The sequence below is a fragment of the Streptomyces sp. NPDC054866 genome (assembly GCF_053610745.1).
On record NZ_JBSGZA010000013.1, the window covers coordinates 47,509 to 65,386 of the forward strand.

The 17,878-nt window shown below is 68.2% G+C and carries 17 protein-coding genes and 1 pseudogene; 8 read left to right on the forward strand and 10 right to left on the reverse strand.

The window, feature by feature from the left end:
- The first annotated feature begins 15 nt into the window (after nt 1-15).
- Nucleotides 16-345: a hypothetical protein gene (locus ACWGI2_RS39880; RefSeq protein ID WP_453700856.1), complete on the forward strand. Its 330-nt coding sequence runs from the start codon at nt 16-18 to the stop codon at nt 343-345.
- Between the two features lie 46 nt (nt 346-391).
- Here the strand turns inward: ACWGI2_RS39880 and ACWGI2_RS39885 are convergent, their stop codons facing one another.
- The 3 genes from ACWGI2_RS39885 to ACWGI2_RS39895 all read right to left on the reverse strand — a co-directional run bounded on the left by ACWGI2_RS39885 (nt 392) and on the right by ACWGI2_RS39895 (nt 4,210).
- The gene (locus tag ACWGI2_RS39885; RefSeq protein WP_453700858.1) at nt 392-1,222 is read right to left on the reverse strand and encodes a HEAT repeat domain-containing protein; all 831 of its coding nucleotides are present in this window, start codon (nt 1,220-1,222) and stop codon (nt 392-394) included.
- A gap of 5 nt (nt 1,223-1,227) precedes the next feature.
- Complete coding sequence (locus ACWGI2_RS39890; protein WP_453700860.1) at nt 1,228-1,887, reverse strand: HEAT repeat domain-containing protein; 660 nt, start codon at nt 1,885-1,887, stop codon at nt 1,228-1,230.
- Between the two features lie 1,423 nt (nt 1,888-3,310).
- Nucleotides 3,311-4,210 (reverse strand): LysR family transcriptional regulator, encoded by a 900-nt coding sequence (locus tag ACWGI2_RS39895; protein ID WP_453700862.1) that lies wholly within the window; start codon nt 4,208-4,210, stop codon nt 3,311-3,313.
- 135 nt (nt 4,211-4,345) lie between these two features.
- On the opposite strand from ACWGI2_RS39895, the gene ACWGI2_RS39900 reads away from it, so the two are divergent.
- Nucleotides 4,346-4,765, forward strand: a complete 420-nt coding sequence (locus tag ACWGI2_RS39900; RefSeq protein ID WP_453700863.1) for a nuclear transport factor 2 family protein — start codon at nt 4,346-4,348, stop codon at nt 4,763-4,765.
- Nucleotides 4,766-4,861: 96 nt separating this feature from the next.
- Here the strand turns inward: ACWGI2_RS39900 and ACWGI2_RS39905 are convergent, their stop codons facing one another.
- Together ACWGI2_RS39905 and ACWGI2_RS39910 are read right to left on the reverse strand one after the other, a co-directional pair.
- Nucleotides 4,862-5,284 (reverse strand): hypothetical protein, encoded by a 423-nt coding sequence (locus tag ACWGI2_RS39905; protein ID WP_453700865.1) that lies wholly within the window; start codon nt 5,282-5,284, stop codon nt 4,862-4,864.
- The gene (locus tag ACWGI2_RS39910; protein WP_453700867.1) at nt 5,281-5,577 is read right to left on the reverse strand and encodes a transposase; all 297 of its coding nucleotides are present in this window, start codon (nt 5,575-5,577) and stop codon (nt 5,281-5,283) included. The genes ACWGI2_RS39905 and ACWGI2_RS39910 overlap by 4 nt, the downstream gene beginning before the upstream one ends.
- 147 nt (nt 5,578-5,724) lie before the next feature.
- On the opposite strand from ACWGI2_RS39910, the gene ACWGI2_RS39915 reads away from it, so the two are divergent.
- The 4 genes from ACWGI2_RS39915 to ACWGI2_RS39930 all read left to right on the forward strand — a co-directional run bounded on the left by ACWGI2_RS39915 (nt 5,725) and on the right by ACWGI2_RS39930 (nt 10,801).
- Nucleotides 5,725-6,129, forward strand: coding sequence for a hypothetical protein (locus ACWGI2_RS39915; protein WP_453700869.1), 405 nt, complete (start codon nt 5,725-5,727; stop codon nt 6,127-6,129).
- A gap of 62 nt (nt 6,130-6,191) precedes the next feature.
- Nucleotides 6,192-8,534 carry a protein translocase subunit SecD gene (secD, locus tag ACWGI2_RS39920; RefSeq protein ID WP_453700871.1) on the forward strand — a complete coding sequence of 781 codons (2,343 nt, stop codon included), beginning with the start codon at nt 6,192-6,194 and terminating at the stop codon, nt 8,532-8,534.
- Between the two features lie 180 nt (nt 8,535-8,714).
- Entirely contained in the window at nt 8,715-9,305 is a 591-nt protein-coding gene (locus ACWGI2_RS39925; protein WP_453398210.1) for a carbonic anhydrase, read from the forward strand.
- Nucleotides 9,302-10,801, forward strand: coding sequence for a SulP family inorganic anion transporter (locus tag ACWGI2_RS39930; RefSeq protein ID WP_453398211.1), 1,500 nt, complete (start codon nt 9,302-9,304; stop codon nt 10,799-10,801). Before ACWGI2_RS39925 ends, ACWGI2_RS39930 begins: the two co-directional genes overlap by 4 nt.
- 260 nt (nt 10,802-11,061) lie before the next feature.
- Here ACWGI2_RS39930 and ACWGI2_RS39935 read toward each other — a convergent pair whose 3' ends face one another.
- Together ACWGI2_RS39935 and ACWGI2_RS39940 are read right to left on the reverse strand one after the other, a co-directional pair.
- Nucleotides 11,062-11,523, reverse strand: a complete 462-nt coding sequence (locus ACWGI2_RS39935; protein ID WP_453700873.1) for a hypothetical protein — start codon at nt 11,521-11,523, stop codon at nt 11,062-11,064.
- A gap of 280 nt (nt 11,524-11,803) precedes the next feature.
- A complete protein-coding gene (locus ACWGI2_RS39940) occupies nt 11,804-13,654 on the reverse strand; it encodes a pentapeptide repeat-containing protein (RefSeq protein ID WP_453700874.1) in 1,851 nt (616 codons plus the stop codon).
- A 383-nt stretch (nt 13,655-14,037) separates the two neighbouring features.
- On the opposite strand from ACWGI2_RS39940, the pseudogene ACWGI2_RS39945 reads away from it, so the two are divergent.
- Nucleotides 14,038-14,981, forward strand: a pseudogene (locus ACWGI2_RS39945) (DNA polymerase Y family protein).
- A gap of 21 nt (nt 14,982-15,002) precedes the next feature.
- On the opposite strand, the gene ACWGI2_RS39950 reads toward ACWGI2_RS39945, so the two are convergent.
- The 3 genes from ACWGI2_RS39950 to ACWGI2_RS39960 form a co-directional block, all read right to left on the reverse strand.
- Nucleotides 15,003-15,158 carry a hypothetical protein gene (locus tag ACWGI2_RS39950; RefSeq protein ID WP_453398215.1) on the reverse strand — a complete coding sequence of 52 codons (156 nt, stop codon included), beginning with the start codon at nt 15,156-15,158 and terminating at the stop codon, nt 15,003-15,005.
- A gap of 472 nt (nt 15,159-15,630) precedes the next feature.
- Nucleotides 15,631-16,080: an SRPBCC family protein gene (locus ACWGI2_RS39955; RefSeq protein WP_453700876.1), complete on the reverse strand. Its 450-nt coding sequence runs from the start codon at nt 16,078-16,080 to the stop codon at nt 15,631-15,633.
- A gap of 395 nt (nt 16,081-16,475) precedes the next feature.
- A complete protein-coding gene (locus ACWGI2_RS39960; RefSeq protein ID WP_453700877.1) occupies nt 16,476-16,679 on the reverse strand; it encodes a hypothetical protein in 204 nt (67 codons plus the stop codon).
- 1,079 nt (nt 16,680-17,758) lie between these two features.
- Between ACWGI2_RS39960 and ACWGI2_RS39965 the strand changes: the two genes are divergently transcribed.
- Nucleotides 17,759-17,869: a keywimysin-related RiPP gene (locus tag ACWGI2_RS39965; protein WP_453398218.1), complete on the forward strand. Its 111-nt coding sequence runs from the start codon at nt 17,759-17,761 to the stop codon at nt 17,867-17,869.
- Nucleotides 17,870-17,878: the final 9 nt, after the last annotated feature.

The window sequence follows — 17,878 nt, forward strand, 5'->3', positions numbered from 1 at the left end:
TCGGATCTGCAGAGCTTGGACGATCCCGCGCTGCCGACGCCGTCTGGCCTGCGGGATGCGGTGCCCCACCTGATCCGTGCCGGTGTTCCGCTGGCCGCGGGAACGGGCCTGTGGTGGTTGCCGAATAAGAGCGCGGAGCAGACCGAATCGGCCGACTACGCCAGCAACAGAGGTGCCTGGCACTCCATGGAAAGTGGCGCAGCCGATTTCCATGGAGACATCCTGCCGTTGGCTGCTTGTGTGGCCGGCGCCTACATCGTCATCGCGACCATGCTCGCCCACGACTCGACCCGGATCTGGCGAGAGGTCCGCGCGGCTGTGCTGAGCTGGGCGGTTCCGGAGTGAAAGGTGGTGGGGTGTCACCGACGTTGCCACCATCACCCCTCCTTCGTCAGTTGTTCCGGCTCTCGTCCAGGGCACGCAGCGTTGCGGCCGCCGCCTCGCGTACGGAATCGGATGGGTCCAAGTCCAGAGCGGCGAGCCGCTCGCGCAGCCGCTCCTGGCCCGTGGGGGGCGTGCCCCTCTCCTCCACCCAGTGGGCGATCCCCTCAGCGGCGGTCTGGCGCACCCACATATCCCCGTCGTCCAAGTGCCGCACGAAGAGCGGCAGATCGTGCGGGGTGCCGGTGTCCGTCGCATTGTGCGGGTCCAGGAGCGACAGCGCGGCGGCTCGGACAACGGGGGAGGTCGTCCGGTCCACCAGTTCCCGCAGACCGGGCAGGGCTTCCGCCAGGCCCGTGAGGACCCTGGCTGCCACCCCGACCAGGGTGGGGTCGACGCCAAGACGGCCCACGAGCATCCGGGCGACGGCCGCGCGTTCCCACGGCCGGAACCCGGTGCCCGCCATGGCGTCCAGGCCGCGCAGCGCACCTTCGTACACCTCGGGCGCGGCATGCTCCAGCAGGGGCAGCAGCAGCCACACGGCGTCCCATCTCCCCTTATTGCCGTAGGCCGTTGCTGCTGCCGCAAGGGTGCAGGCGGCCGTGGTCGGGTCGGTGAGCAGAGCCCGCAGGAGCTTCGTGGCGGCCTTGCCGCCGACGGCCCCCAGGGCACCGGCGGCCTGCGGCCCCGCCCGCTCGTCGCTCAGCCAGCGCGAGGCGGGACCCAGCAGCCGTTCATCACCCGATCGCCTGAGCCAGAACAGCAGTCGTAAGGCCACTTCCGGGTCCCGCTCCGCCTCCAGGGCAGCGAACAGCGCGTCCTGCGCCTCTGGGCGGTCCACGCGCGTCAATCGGAAGCCACGGCGGAGCGCACCTCGGCAGAAGGATCGTCCGTCAGATCTCTCAGCAGCGACTCCAGCAGCCGGTCGACGTGCTGATCCGGCAGCATCCACAGGGCGCGCACGCGGGCGGCTTCCTCACCCCACTGGGCCGTACGGACCAGCTCCGCCTCCACGTCCGGGTCCTTCTCGAACTTGTAGACCATGTTCCACGCCCGACCCCAGATGCCATGTGCCGGATCGCCCAGCAGCCGGACGAGCGCGGGAACATCACCGGGCACGCCCAGCTGACCCAACGCCTCCAAGGCGTTGATCCGCAGGTGATAGTCCGGATCGCTGAGCAGTCGCCCATAGGCGTCTACGACCTCGCGATCGCGCAGCCCGAGCCGGAGAGACGCCAGAGAGGCTTGCCTGCGCACCCACGGATCGTCGTCGTCCATCAGCGTGGGCAGCGTCTTTGCCCCGGCCGCGGAGACCCCCAGCCTGCCCAGGCCCACCGCCGCGCCTTCCCGGACCTCGGGCGCGGGGTCGGCGGCTGCCCGGACGAGCACCGCGGCGTGCTCGGTGTCGCCGAGTTTGCCGAGCCCCTTCGCCGCTGCCGCCCGTCGCCAGGTGTCGCCCGTCGCCAGCTCCCTCAGGAAGAAGGCAATCTGATGATCTGTCGTCACGTGCACCCCGGGAAGTAAGACTGCCGAACCGACGGGAGGTTGCGCCAGGACGGACGCCTATGTCATTCGTCCAGCGGCGTGCAGATCTTTGCCTTGTGGCTTTCTGCTCGGTGGTTCGTTGGTCTGGCTTGAGTGCGCTGGAAGGGCAACGGGCTGTGCTGGCACCCAGCTTCGAGGCGATTCTGCTGCTCCTGGACGAACGGCGGCGTCTGTTGACAGGACTCGGATTGGTCCCGCCGACGAGTCGGATCAGGTGTCTGGTCGTGCGTGCCTCCCGCCCAGTCCTCTCGTGGACGTATGCGCGCGAGAGTCCTTTGCACTTCATCGCGGACACCGTGATCGCTGTCCGTGGCCAGCTCCCGCGGTTGCTTGATCGATCGGTCTGCGCCCGCCGTCGTCATCCAGTCCGGGTCGCAGTCCAGTGCCGCCTGGATCTCCTCTGCCGTCGAGGGATCCGCGGCCCAGCTCCTTGCCAGAAGCACATAGCGCCAGGCCAAGGGTGTCCTTGCGCACCAGCAGGGCTTCGGCCGTATCCGACGTCACGGCGGTGTCCTGGGCATCCAGGAGGAGACGGTGCAGGACGTCTGCCACCTCGTGAAGCCTGCCCGCCGTCGCGAGCAGCCCGGTGCGGGAGGGGCCGGGTGGGGCGTGCGACGGCAACCAGCCAGGCTGACGGCTTCACGGCGTGCGCGGTGATGTTTTGGTGAGGACGTCACAGTGCCGACGCAGTGCTTTCTCGGCGCTGCCGGCGCGAGCGACACGGTCGTGGTACGCATGCTCGATGTGGTGCTCCGCCATCCAGGCCATCGATCGCCAATGGTCCGACAAATGACGGCCGCTCCCCTCCCGTTGACGTGCGCCGCCCCTCCCGCCAGGCTCGCAATCCACGTGCGTATCTCCCGGCTGCTACACGTGCGGGGACTCGTTCTGCAAGTGCCATGACCACTGAGCCTGGCAACGGCTACGGCCCCGCTCCTCAAGGAGTGGGGCCGACGTTATGGCATGTTATCGAGAGTCGCCGATGGTCAACTCGCAGCGCTCAGAGGGCGGTATGTTGGCTTATACCTATTTTGCTCTTTCGGGGAGTGGCAAGCGGGTCGGCCGCGGTGTTGCCGGGCGGCGACGGCCGCGGCCGGGTGAACGAGACTTGCTCGGTCTCGATCAGGATTCCGCTGCGATGGGACGGGGGTGGGCCGGGTGCGGGCATGGTGGTCCCGGTCGCAGTGCAGGTGGCATCCCCGGCATCTGGCCCGGAGGCTAGCCAGGTTGCAGTGCGAGCCGGGCCCTGGCGCGTGCCCCCATCGAACGGGGATGGCGCGCCTGCAGTCCTGGTGCGTCCTTCCGCAGGTCGCGGAGCAGCCCGAAGCGAATGACACCGTCACCGCAGCTATCTCCACCCGGGAGAGGCAATGCTGGGAAAAGCTCAATGCAGGTCAGACGCCTGTTGTCTGAGGGCTGCGACAGCCGCGTCGGCTTCCGCTGAGCGCTGTTCGTTGGTCACGGCGATGGTCGCTCGTCCCTGCCAGTGGCGGTCCTCGACCCGGACGATTCTCACGCCGGCTGGAGCGGAGGAGACCGCCATACCCGGCAGCAGACAGATCCCCAGGCCGGCAGCCACCATTCCCAGACGTGTGGACCATTCGCGCGCCTGATGGGCGACCGTTGGCCGAACGAGGGTAGGCCAGGCACCGTAGTACGGGGTGTCACCGGCAGCGTTCTCGACGATCCAACTGTCGTGGCGCAGTTCGTCGGCCCGCACCAGGGGCCGGGTGGCCAATGGGTGATGCCGGGGCAGCGCGACACGTAGATCGTCTTCCAGGAGCGTTTCCTGGCGCAGCCCGTCGAGGTCATGCTCCTGCGGCCCGGCGCACACACCCACGACGGCAATGTCCAGACGGTTGGAACGTAGCTGCCGCAAAAGGCTGGGGGTTGAATCCTCCACGAAGCCGACGGTCACATGGGGGTGTTCGTCCGCCAGCTGCGCGAGGGCAAGCGGAGCCAGAGCTGCAGCCGCAGCCGGGATCGCGCCGATCGTCACACAGCCCGTGATGTGTTGACGCAGTGCGCTGACCTCACGGACGGCGGCGTCGAGGCCCGACAGTACGTCGGCCGCGTGCCGTGCGAACGCCACGCCGGCCTCCGTGGGTGTCACCCCACGTGCCCTCCTCTCGAAAAGGGCCGCACCCACGGCGGACTCGACAACTTTCACCTGCCGGGATACAGCCGATTGCGTGTAGCCGAGGGAAGCTGCTGCCTCGCTGAAGGAGCCCGTCGCAGCGACTTCGCGCACTACCCGCAGTCCCACGAGAGTCACATCCGTCATGCCCTTCACCCTACAGCCGAGGTATTCCAAGAATGCATACCTGGGGTGCTCAATCATCATTTGTGCGCGTACCTGCGGTCATGCACGCTGGCTCGCACACACTGGCCACCAACCACCAGAAACCGGAGATGCGTGATGGACGACGCGCAGAAGAGGGCAATCGTCGAACACTTCCTGAGCCTCTATGCCAAGGGGCGGTGGGGAGCGGCCGACAACACGGAACCGCTGGAGGAGCTCCTGGACAGCCTCACCGACGACGTTGAATGGTGGATGAGCGGGGCTCCGGGAGACGGTCACGTCACCAAGGACCAGTTCCGCGCCATGCTCAAGCCGCTCGACTCGATCACGGACGGCCCGCTGGTCATCACACCCACCGCATGGACCATTCAAGGCCCAAGGGTCGCCGTGGAGGCGTACTCGACAATGAAACTGAAGAACACGCGAGAGTACCGCAACCACTATCACCTCCTCTTCGAGATCAGCGGCGGAAAGATCAGCAAATACCACGAACACCACGACACCGCGCATGTGAACAGCACCATGTGGGCGGGCTGACGCTTCATTACCCGGTGTAAGTGGCGGTGCGTGAGCTCATGTTCGTTTCGCTCTTTCGGGAGGGATAAGCGGGCTGGCCGCGGAGTCGCCGGGTGTCTACGGCCGGGGCTGGGTGAACAAGCCTGGCTCCGTCTCGGCCAGGATTCCCCGGCCGGTCAGCCGCTTGAGCTTCAGACGGACGTTGTTGATGTTGTTGGGTGCGACCGGCAGGTCCATCGCCTCGCAGACCTGCCGCGCCCACAGCGGATGGTCGGCCGCGTGGAACACCGCCATGATCTGCTGGTCGGCCGGATGGTCCGGCAGCTCCGGTGCCAGCGACGCAGGTGGTTGCGGCTCGGGCAGCTCCATCAGCGTCTTGCGGGTGACCCGGACTTCCTCGGCGGCCCGGGCGAGTTCGTCGAGCCGGGCGGTCAGCTGCGTGATCTGTTGCCGCACGGTCTCGGCCTGCGCGGTGATCTCGCCTTCCCGCTCCTCCAGCCGTGCCAGCACCACGCCGAGCGTCAGCTCCCCGCCACTCATGCGGTGCGCCAGGCCGGCACGGCCGCCCCGGTCAGCCGGCGCAGTATCACCGCGGTCATCGCCCAGTACACCCGCGACTCCGAACTGCGGGGCAGATGCTCGTAGTCACGCACCAGCCTGCGGTGCAGCATCAAGATCCCGTACGCACGCTCCACGACCCACCGCTTGGCCTGAGGGACGAACCCGCTCTGCGAGGGGTCACGCTCCACGATCTCCACCTCGACACCCATCTGCTGCCCGTGCGCGGAGCCGTCCTCCACCCGCTCATCTCCAGGGACGAAGTACCAGCGCATGCCACCGCCGGAGACGTTCCTGCGGTGAGTCGGGAACCTCCGGGGGCTCGAGGGCGTTCGTGTCAATGACGACCGGGCGGGCCGTGTCGTCGGCTCACAGTGCCCAACTGCTGAATCCGTACAACGACTTGAGCGGGGGCAAGAGGCGTGCAGCACCACCGCGCTCACCCCACGCGTCCGGCCGCCGTCGTTCTCTCCGCGCTGCTCGCGGCCCTGACCTTCCTCCTGCCGGCGTCGGCCAAAACGGTGGCCGCGCCCCGCCCGTCCTCGACGGGCACGGCCGCGACGGCGACCGCGCAGGCATCCGCGACCGTCCACGCGCAGCGAACCGTCACCGTGGCGCACCCCGTCCTCGGCCACGCCGAGGCCGTGCCCTACCCGTTCCACGGTTTCCTGCGCCCTGGCGCAGGGGACACGGCCCCGCACCGCTCCGTCGGCGGCCCCGCCGTGGCCGTGGCGACCTCGGCCACAGGAGCGAGCCAGGACGCCGACGCCTATCGCCCGCGTGGCCCACCCTCCCGATGGAGCACCGAAGTCCATATCGACGCCTGACCCTTCGCCTCCGCGCCCGGGGCAGACGTCGACTCCGTCTGCCTGCCCATCGTGGAGAACTCATGTCTCGCGCGCAGATGTGGCGGGCGATCGTCGCCCTAGGCGTGATCGCCGCCTCGCTCTTCTTCGCTCTCACCCAATCCCCCCGCCTCGGCCTCGACCTGCGCGGCGGCACCCAGATCGTCCTGGAGACCAAGAACTCGCCCGTCGTCGAGGCGGATGCCGAATCGACCCAGCGGGCCCTGGAGGTGCTCCGTCAGAGGGTCGACGCTCTCGGTGTGTCCGAGCCGAGCCTGTACCGGTCCGGGCAGCAGCGGATCATCGTCGAACTGCCCGGCGTGCAGGACCCGCGTGAGGCGGCCGACGTCATCGGCCGCACCGCGCAGTTGACCGTCCACCCCGTCCAGGGCGCGACGGACCAGCAGGACGAGAACAAGGGGAAGCCAGCCAAGGACGGCTCGCGTACCCTGGCCGACCCCGGCCAGAAGGGCGCGTTCCTCCAGCTTGGGCCCACCGCCCTCACCGGCGAGGGCGTCAAGGACGCCGAGGCGGTGCTCGACCAGCAGAAGATGTCGGGCTGGATGGTCGACCTCACCTTCCGCGGCCAGGCGGACAAGGACTGGGCACGGGTCACCGGGGCGGCGGCCTGTGCCCCGCAGGGCGCCCTCGAGCGGCGTGTCGCCATCGTCCTGGACGGAAAGATCCTCTCGGCGCCCGGCGTCAGCGCGGATGTGGCGTGCGAGGTCGGCATCTCCGGCGGCTCCACGCAGATCACCGGTGGCTTCGGCCAGGACGAGGCCCGCGATCTGGCCGCGCTCGTCAAGGGGGGTGCGCTGCCGGTGCCCGTAGAGGTCGTGGAGCAGCGCACCGTCGGCCCCACGCTCGGTGCCGACGCCATCGCCGCCAGCACCCAGGCCGCGGTCATCGGACTCACCCTGACGGGGCTGTTCATCCTCGTCGTCTACCGGCTGCTGGGCGCCCTGGCCACCATCGCGCTCGCGCTGTACGGGCTGATCTCCTATGCCGCTCTGGTCGCCTTGGGGGCGACCCTGACACTGCCCGGACTCGCCGGTTTCGTCCTGGCGATCGGCATGGCTGTGGATGCGAACGTGCTGGTCTTCGAGCGTGCCCGCGAGGAATATCTGGGAGTGCGCGCTCTGGATCCGGCCTCGGCGCATCTGGACAAGTCGCTGCGCACCGGCTTCGGCAAGGCGTGGAGCGCGGTCGTCGACTCGAATGTGACCACTCTGCTCGCGGCCGGGCTGCTCTTCTTCTTCGCCACCGGCCCTGTCAAAGGCTTCGGTGTCACGCTCTCCATCGGTGTCCTCGTCTCGATGATCTCGGCCCTGGTGATTACCCGGGTCCTCGCCGACTTCGCGATCGGGCGGCGCTTCGTACGCAACCGGCTCGGCCTGACGGGCATCACCTCCACCGGCCGGGTACGAGCCTGGCTCGCACACCGCACCCCGCGCCTGGTGCACCACCGGCGTCGCTGGCTCGGCGTCAGCGCGTTGCTGATCGTGGTTGCCGTCGCCGGAATCGGTTTGCGCGGCCTGCACTTCGGGGTGGAGTTCACCGGCGGGCGCCTGGTGGAGTACAGCACCAGCAGGCCCGTGGACGTGGACGCGGCCCGCACGGCGGTCACGGACGCCGGGTTCCCGCGCGCGGTGGTGCAGGAGTCGGGGGCCGGGGACATCTCCGTACGCACCGGTGAGCTGAGCAACGACCAGCAGCACACGATCAAATCGGCGCTGGCGAAGGAGGGCGGCGAGGTCACCGTCGAGCGCGACGAGCTGATCGGGCCGAGCCTGGGTGACGAGCTGCGCCGGCACGCGCTCATCGCGCTCGGCATCGCCGTAGCCGCCCAGCTGGTCTACCTCAGTGTGCGGTTCCGGTGGACGTTCGCCGCCGCGGCGGTACTGGCGATGGTGCACGACGTGCTGCTCGTAGTGGGTCTGTTCGCCTGGCTCGGCAAGCCCGTGGACAGCATCTTCCTGGCGGCCCTGCTCACGGTCATCGGGTACTCCGTCAACGACACCGTCGTCGTCTTCGACCGGGTACGCGAGGCGCGCCGCCGCGAGCCAGCGGCAGACCTGGAAACCACCGCGAACAAGGCCGTCATCCAGACGCTGCCGCGCACGGTGAACACCGGTATGGGCGCACTGTTCATCCTGGCCGCCCTGGCCGTGCTCGGCGGCGACTCGCTCGCGGACTTCTCCATGGCGCTGATCGCCGGCGTCCTGATCGGTATGGCGTCGACGGTGTTCACGGCCGTGCCGATCGCCGTGCAACTCGAGGGCAGCCGCCCGGCGCCGCCGGTGCACCCCAAGCGCGGCGAGGACGACGGAGCGCGCAGCCCGCTGGAGCGGCGCGGACGGGGGCGGGATTCCGGCGCCGTGGTGTGAGCGGAGGGTTGGGGGGGCGACAAGCGGACAGTCGGCCCCCTGCCACCGGCCACCTGAAGGCGGGTTCAGGTGGCTTCAGGTTGTCTTCAGGATCACTCCGCCACTGTGGATCTTGTCGAGCCCACCGCTTCGCACCAACCGACGCGCCGTCCATTGGCGTGCCAGGAGGAACTTTCCGATATGCAGCCCCTCATCGATCACGCCCGGTCCTTCCACCTACAGTCCGCGGCACGACCCGAGGAGTTTGCCCGACTGGCCGAGGGCCAGTCCCCGCAGGTTCTGTTCATCACCTGTTCCGACTCCCGGGTCGTCCCCTCATTGATCACCGGGGCCCGTCCTGGTGAGCTCTTCGAGCTGCGGACCGCGGGCAACATCGTCCCTCCGTACGCCTCCGAGCAGCCCACGGGCGAGGCGGCCACCATCGAGTACGCGGTGGAGGTGCTCGGAGTCCAGGACATCGTCGTCTGCGGCCACTCGCACTGCGGCGCGGTGGGCGCGCTGCTACGCGGTGACGACCTGACCTCCGTCCCCGCGGTGCGCGACTGGCTCGCGCACGCGACGCCCCGGCCCGAAGGGGTGGTGGAAGACCCAGCCGTCGCCCAGGCCGTACAGAACCACGTGCTGACACAGCTGTTGCGACTTCGTTCCCATCCTTACGTCGAAAGCCGCCTCGCGCAGAACCAACTCCGCCTGCACGGTTGGTTCTACGAAGTGCACACGGGGTCCGTACTGGCCCATGACGTGCACAGCGACACCTTCCAGGCCCTGTGAGCGCGACCGTGGACCTCCGGACGAAATTCCCTCATCTGCGGCAGGACTTCGCCGCCTCGCTCGTCGTGTTCCTGGTCGCCCTGCCGCTGTGCGTGGGCGTCGCCGTGGCCTCCGGTGTGCCGGCCGAACTGGGCCTGATCACCGGCATCGTGGGCGGTCTGGTCACCGGCATGATGCGCGGCAGTAGCTTCCAGGTCTCGGGCCCTGCCGCCGGACTGACCGTTCTGGTCTTCGAGGCCGTGCAGGAATTCGGGCTGCCCGCACTCGGGGTGATCGTGCTCGCGTCCGGCCTTCTCCAACTGGCCATGGGAGCCTTCAGACTGGGGAGCTGGTTCCGGGCCATCTCGGTCTCGGTCGTCGAGGGCATGCTCGCCGGCATCGGACTCGTGATCATCGCCGGCCAGTTGTACGCGGCGGCCGGCATGACGGCCCCGGCCTCCGGCCTGGGCAAGATCTCCGGGCTGCCCCGGGCACTGGTCGATGCCGCCGGGAGCACTACTGCCCTCGCATCCCTCGCTCTCGGCGCGGGCACCATCGCCGTGATGCTGGTGTGGAAGCGGCTGCCGCGGCCCGTACGGTCCGTTCCGGCGGCGCTCGCCGCGGTCGCGCTGGCCACACTGGCCTCTCTGGCATTCGCCATGCCGGTCGACACGGTCGAGGTGCAAGGGCTGGCCGGCTCCATTCAACTGCCCGGGCTCGACGCCATCGGTGGGCTCGCCGACGTGAGCATGCTCGGGACAGTTCTGGCCTTCACCCTGATCGCGTCGGCCGAGAGCCTGTTCAGCGCGGCGGCCGTGGACCGGCTGCACGACGGGCCGCGCACCGAGTACGACAAGGAGCTCATCGCCCAGGGCGCAGGCAACGTCGTGAGCGGGTTCCTCGGCGCGCTGCCGATGACCGCGGTCATCGTGCGCAGCTCCGCCAATGTCCAGGCAGGCGCGCGGACCAAGGCCTCGCGCGTCCTTCATGGCGTATGGCTGCTGCTGTTCGCGGCGTTGCTCCCCTTCGCACTGGCGCTCATCCCGATCCCGGCCCTCGCGGGCATCCTCGTCCATGCGGGGTGGAAGCTCATCCCACTGCGTTCGACAGTGGCGCTATGGCGCGCGCACCGGGGCGAGGCGCTGATCCTGGTGGTCACCGCGGTGGCGATCGTCGCGGTGAACATGTTCGAGGGTGTTCTGATCGGTCTGGCGCTGTCCGTGGCGAAGACCGCCTGGCAGGCCTCGCATATCAGGCTGGAGGTCACCGACAAGGGCGCCGGTCCCATCGAGGCGTGCCTGACGGGCAATGCGACCTTCCTGCGGCTGCCGAAGATCCTCGACAGCCTGGAGGCGCTGCCTCAGGACCGTCCCATCCGGCTGGATCTCTCGGGCCTGCACCACCTCGACCACGCGTGCGGGGCAGCGCTGGAGAACTGGTCGGCGCGGCACAGTGCGGCCGGGACCGAGCCGGTGAAGGTCACTGAGCTGCCATTGGAACGGGCAACGTCCGGCTGACGCACCCTCTCGCGGGAGCGTAGCGTCCCTCGCTCGGGCCCCTGTCTGACGTGGCGGGGCCCGAGAGGGGGACGCTGATCGGTGATCGGGGCTCAGGTTCCGGGCGCCGCGGAGTGTCCTGGTGTCGCCGCTCCCCCCTCAGCGCCGAAAAGGCGGTTCGAGGATGCTCGCCGACACCGACGACGACGCCTTCCTTGTAAAGATCACATCCTGACGGCATGGGGGCGGCCAGCGAACGCCGGCCGCCCCCTGACCTCGGATCAGCTGGCGGGGAAGAACTGCACCAGATAGCGCTCGATGCCGACGACCGGCTCCGGTGACTCCCGCAGCTCAGCGAGCTCGGCACGCCCCGTGCAGTGCGCCCGCACCCGCCACGGGCCCTTTCGGCCAAGCTCGATCAGGTCATCGGTACGCCCCAACGAGGGCGTCCACACCGCGACATCACCACTCACCGACTCAAATCCCACCTCACCCCGCACCTCCCACGTGGCCTCATCCTCCGCGGCCGGATCCCCGTCCCAAACCTGCACCGTCACCGCCGCAGTGTGCGTGTGGCCGGCACTGCAAAGATCGACGCGCCCGGGGAACGCGTTCACGAACACATCGGCATCGAAAGCATCGGGAAACACGACCGGCAGGTCAGCGTCCCAGGACTCCTGAAACGCGAACGCGAAGGAGTCCACGCACACATCCAGTTGCTTTTCCTGGACCAGCTCAGCCACGAAAGTCCCCCCACCCGAACGTCCCGGACAAGGACCCCGATCGTATCCCCGCGACCTCGCCCCGGAGCCCGTGCCAAGCCCAACGCGCCGGTCCCCACCAGCCTTTGTGCATGCGCACCCGCCACCGGTGGTGGTAGGAGCCTGTCGTCTTGCCGGAGGCCTCACCGCATGACGCGCGTTGTAGACCCACGCCAGGCGAAGGTGCTGTGTCGCCGTGCGCCCATACGTTGAATCGGGGCTGCCGGGCGCAGTGGGCTGCGCAGAGCTTGGCGAGCTGTGGTCAACGTTTGATACGGGCTCGCATGGCGAGGATGGCCAGAGCGAGGAGGACGGGTTCGGTGAAGCGGCTGACCATCTCCGTGTAGGTACCGACGGTGGTCAGGTCCTGGCCGCTGGATCGGAACACCACGGAGTTAAGGACTACTTGCACGGACTTGTCGAACCGCTCGGTGGTGAACCGCTCGCCCAACCCGCTGGTGAGCTTGGGGTCGGGCTTGTCCACGGTCAGTGAGACCCGGCCGCCGCCGGCCGGAACGGTGCCGGTCGCTGTCTGCCTGGGGGAATGGTCAGGCAGGCCGAGGCCCATGATCAGTACGAGGGTGACGAGCAGCGCTGCTCCCAGCCAGGCCAGGGCGCGGGCGGCGCGTAATCCGTAGCCGGACAGCGCCCAGTATGCGGTCAGCAGGCAGCGCTCGGCGGGCTTGGTGGCTGCATCGTGGCGGCGCATCTCCATTTCCCCGTAGTAGAAGTCTGCGGCTCCGGGCTCGTTCTTGCTGTCCTCAAAGGCTTTACGCAGCGCTCGGTATATCGGTGCCAGCTGCGCGGGCCCGGCATGCTGCGCGTCAAAAATGGCCGGGTTCCAGCCTGGAGCGGTCCGGGGCTGTCGGGCCCGCCAGGCGTGTTCCTCGGCGAGCGTGCCGCGCTGGGTGAACCGGACCGGGAGCCAGGGCGGCCATCGCAAAGCCCGGGAGGAAGCAGTCTCGGAGTCGGGAAGGTTTGGTGCGGAGTGGCGATGTTGCCGGGATGTGCCGGTGGGGGCGGTGTCGAAAGTGCAGGAGCCTTCCAGTCGGATCTGGTCCAAGTGCACGGCGCCGGTGAACAGGCACCGTGCCAGGTCCAGGTCGGCAAGTACCAGGTGGGCAGCGTCCACGCCGCGCAGTGACAGCAGTCGCACATCGGCGTTGCCCTGAGCGCCATCGAGCGGCTCTTCGGACACCGCTCGTCCATCCCGGCGGGCAAAGGGGGTCGGAGCGGCGGAGAGTCTAAATGGGTACTCGAACACAGCGTGAGCCAGGTCCACGCCGGCGTACCGCAGCTCGAGGGAGGCCCTTGAGGACCAGCGAGTGCGGCGGCATTCCACGCGCCGGGTAGCCGCAGTGATCGACACCGCCCCGCCGAATGATGCCCCTGACAGCACGAGTCTGCCCGCACACACCAAGGGCCCCACCAGTGTGGCTTCCTCGAACACCGCCGCCTCGAAGCGGGCGTCGCCGATGACGGTCATGGCGCCAAAATCTGTGTCACCGCTAAAGGTTGACGCCCCGAACCTGGCGTCGCCGTTGAAGGTGGCGCCACCGAAGCTGGCCTTCTTCTTGAAGACCACGTGCTCGAAGCCTGCTCCGATGGTGAAGGTCGTCCTCCCGAAGTTGGCATCACCGGTGAAGGTCGCCAACTCAAACCATGCGACTTGTTTGATGGTCGCTCCCCCGAACTCCGTCTGGTCGTTGAACACCGCCGACTTGAACCAGGCGTTCTCGTTGAAGAACGCCCCGTTGAAGTAGGCCCTGCCGTTGAGGGTCGTGTCCTCGAACGTGGCACCGTGCATGAAGAGAGCTGAATAGAATCGCGCCTCGCCGTTGAGGGTCGCCGAGCCGAAATCCGCGAAGCCATGGAAGGTGGCTCGGCCGAAGTCAGCGTTGCAGTTGAACGTGGCCGAGGTGAAGCGTGCTCTGCCCAGCTGAGCGCGACGCTCTCTCGGGGCCTGCGGCGACCGACGCACAGGGGGGCAAAGCGCATTGAGCAGTTCATCGAGCAGGCCTTCGGTGAAGGTGGTACCGCGGTGATCGACGTCATCGCCGGGCCTCAGCGTCGCGAAGTATGCGGCTCGGTCAGCGTCGGCAAGATGGGCCAAGCAAGCCTGATGCGGGGCTACAGAACGGCCGGGACAGCCGGACGGACTCTGAGCGTCGGCGTCCTGGCCGCAGTGCGGCGAGGAAAGCGGATGGGGCGGGTTCCACTGGGCCATGGCTAGGAAGACATCAGGGCGGTCTGATCGGTTGCTGACCGCACGGTGTCCGCCCTCGCCGGAAGGTGAGCCGGCCGCCGAAAGCGGCCCCTGCCAGCACGCCCGTCCGCGGGAGGGAACCGAGGCACTCTGAGGCGCCTGGTGATCCCCGGATCGGCGGGGTGACCATGACCAGCACCCCGGCCGCACGGCCTCACCGCACGGCACCGTGCATCGCGCGGGTCCACTTCCACCTCCCCCACAACGGGCAGGGCGGGCTGTTCGAGTAACTGCTGACGCTGATGGAGGCAATCACGCCCCGCCTGCGGGCGCTGCCGCCCGACAACGTCGAGCTGGACCTCACCGGCGCCCTGGGCTGATTCCGGCCCGACGCCGAGGGCCTGGCCCAGCTCATCCGGTTGCGGGCCCTGGCCCTGTACGGCGTCCCGAGCACCGCGGCCGTTGGGCCGAACGCGATGCTCGCGGCGATGGCCGCGGCCGTCACCCCGCCCGGCCAGATCACCGTGCTCGGCTCCGATCCGTACGCGATCGCCGCGTTCCTGCAGCCCTAGCCGGTCGCCGCACTGTACGGGGTGGGCCCCTCAACCGCCTGCCAGTTGGCCCGGGTTGGCCTGACCACGGTCGGCGAGCTCGCCGATGCGCCGCTGCTCACCGTGCAGCGCCTGCTCGGCGCGGAGATGGGCCGCACCCTGCACGAGCACGCCCACGGCATCGATCAGCGGCCCTTCGTCCCCCAGGCCCCTGTGCGCACCGCGGTCTGCGAGCGCTCCTTCGATCGCGACGAACTCGACCCCGAACAGCACCGGCGTGCTCTGCTCTCGCTCGCCGAGCAGCTCGGGATCCGGCTGCGCGGCGAACAGCAGGTGTGCCACGTCATGATCCTGACGGTGCGCTACGCCGACCGCTCCACGACCACCCGCCGCGTCACCCTGCCCGAGGCCACCGGCCACAGCCATGGCCTCACCCGCGCCGCCTACGGAGGCTATATGAGGCGCTTGGCCTGCAGCACGCCCGCGTCCGCAGCCTGGGTCAGCGCGCCGAACTCACCCCCGCGGACACCGCCCACCACCAGCTCAGCCTCGACGCCGATGACGACAAAGCACGCCTCATCGAGGCAGCCGCCGACCAGGCCCGCGCCGGCTTCGGCCCCGGCGCAGTCACACCGACCAACCTCGCCGCGCCCAAGCCCTCCGCCCCACCGGCTAGGCGGTAACGACGGGCAGCTCGCCCGGCTTCACCTGATCGATGACGATGTCGGTGCGGCCAGTCGCCTTGAAGCGCTGCTCTGCTCATCCTGCGCGCTCGCCTCGTCATAGCCGACGGCTGACCCGTGCCGATTGCCCTGCGGGTCGGTCCATGTCAGTGCGTAATTCGTCATCGTGATCGCCATACAGATCATCATGACCGTCGCCACTGACAATCCCCGGGCGAGCAGCAGAACTCCGGCCGCTGCCGCTGGGCGTTGGTCTGGTGGCGTGGCCTTCACCGACACGGGCACAACGCGGAGCATGACGCGACAGGGACGAGAATCTGTACAGGACGTTGAGGCGTTGATCGGGGCCCGCAATACCTCGCCTGTGGTCGATCCCGGTCTTCCCGCCCATGTGCGGAAGTTCTAGTACAAGACCTCGCCTTTGGATCTGCAGAGCTTGGGCGATCCCGCGCTGCCGACGCCGTCTGTCCTGCGGGGTGCGCTGCCCCACCTGATCCGTGCCGGCGTTCCGGCGAGCTCGATGTGCCCGGTGGCGACGGGCATGCCCAGTACGGTCCACTCGGTGATCATCGCCAGGCTGGAGAGTGCGTCTCCGGCGAGCCGTACCTGCAGGGCACGCAGCGCGGAGGACAGCGCCTGGCCCGGCCACTCAGTCGAAAGTGCTGGCCAGGTAGGCGTTGCGGGTTCTGATGAGGTGGGGCATATACCGGCTCAGGAGGAGTCTGTCGACGATGCGTCCGACAGGCCCCAGCGGTGAGGCGAAGTCGATGACGTCCCTCATGATGGTGCCGCCGGCGCCATCCGGCTCGAAGTAGTGGGCGTGACGCCATCGCTTGAAGGGTCCGGACTCCTGCTCGTCCACAAAACATCGGGGCCGGTCGTAGGAGGTGATGCGGGCCTTGAGCCGCCAGGACAGGCCGAGATGGCGAGCCTGGAAAGTCACCGTATCGCCGAGCGCCAGCTCTCCCCGGGTCTTGCCGCCAACTGCTCGCTCCGACGATTCGGCCATCGAGCGGGTGTGCACCTCGACGTTCAGGCATACCGCGAACACCTGGTGCGGGGGCGCGGCGACGGCTGTCACGACCTCGAAACGATGCACAATCCCACCTTAGACGCAGAGCACATCTGGCCCTTGCCCGGGCCCGAACGCACGTCTCATATCAGGCTCGGTGGCGGCTCTCCAGGGTCGCGTGAGGCGGCGGCTCGCCCCCGACGCCCTCGGCTACAACGACATGGCACCCGCTCCGGCACGACAACGTCAGGCTGGAAGACCACAACCAGGTCTCAGCGCCCGACGTCACGCTCGGCCCGGATTGACCAGCAGCGTGCGTCCACATGTGCGTGGCGGGCCCTGCGTCACTCTCGCCCTCTACAGTTAGGGGTGCTGCCCCACCGGAATCCGGTAGGAGGGGTCCTTCGGCCAGCCCCAGGCAGTCCAGTCATGCTCCCCTCCTGGACCACCTCCATGGGATGCTGGTATCCCACGACGCCCCTCTAAAGTCCTGGGTCGATCACATACGGGGCCTGCTTACTCCGGAACCGCCGCTTGCGGTGCTCACCCGCCCCGAACAGCTCACCGATCATCATCCCCGGGTACTCCAGCGGCTCGCTGCGCCCCTCCAGCACCACCCGCACCCGCCACCGTTCCCCCTTGTGGTCGACCAGTACATCCGCCCACTCCCGGGTAGGGGAATCCACTCCGCACAGCTCCGGACCCCCCTCCGGCCCGTAACCGCGGAACGAGTACACGAAAGGCAACTCACCTACTAGCCACGCCAGATGCGCCCACGGGGGAGATCCAGGAAGGACCATCCCCTCCGGCCCTTCCGACATCGCTACCTCCTCTTCTGACAGCCCTCCGGTCTCGCGGATAACCTTCCGTGGGTCCGCCTCCGGCTCGCTGCGGAACAGGCAGGTGCCCGTCTCGACATCGACCCGGGACAGCTCCAGCCCCCGAGGCCCGGCTTCGAACGCCAGCTCCGACACCTCACCAAAAAACGCAGAAACCCGTTCATCACGGGCGTCACCCTCACTGGTGTCCGGCCCCGGATTTCCCAGCGGCTCATACGAGGACACATAGTGAGTCGAACTCCTGGGCCGCTTACGCCGCTTCTTCTCGCCCAAGCCGTAGCCCCTTCGCGATGTGAGATGCCGGGTGCCCCCGAACGGACGGTCCAGGGTCACCCGGCCCCTCAACCATGGTCAAACTCAATACGGATGTATTGCTCCTCGCCGTTGCCCACGGAGCACCAGGCGTACGCCAACGATCTGGGCGATGACCGGGCACCGTCAGCTCGACACGACACCTGCCCGGAACGCGTCACACGGAGTCCGATGCTGACGCAAGAGAGCTACCGGACCAGGAGAAAGAGCCGCCCATTCCGGCAGGGAGACGAAGCGCGAGCCCAAGAACCCAGTACCCCCCGGCGGCTCCGCCCGTCTTCCGTTGTCCCCTCTCCGTGCACGACCAGCAGACGACTGTCGATACGCAGGTCAGAACGTTTTTTCGCCCATACATGCAGAGCAGCCTTACATTATGCAGTTTTAGACTAAATCCGAAGGCAACGCCGCGGCCACGGACCGCATTTGAGTTTTCCATATTGTCTATTTTCCCTCGGTGCCCTTGTCATCCCATGCGGTGATGCACGTAGCTAGGTGCTGCGTCCACATTCCCGCCCCGGTTCCAGATGAGCCTCGGGCCGGCCGGCAGCAGACCGGGACCCCCGTGCGCTGTCGACCAGGGAAGCGGGCGTCAATCCTCTACCTGAGGAGAGGTCATGAAGAAGGCTTACGAAGCGCCGACGCTGGTCCGGCTCGGGACGTTCCGCAAGAAAACCGGGCTGCTGCAGCGGCACGGGAACGACCGACTCATCCTGAGCAAGAACTGACGACCGACG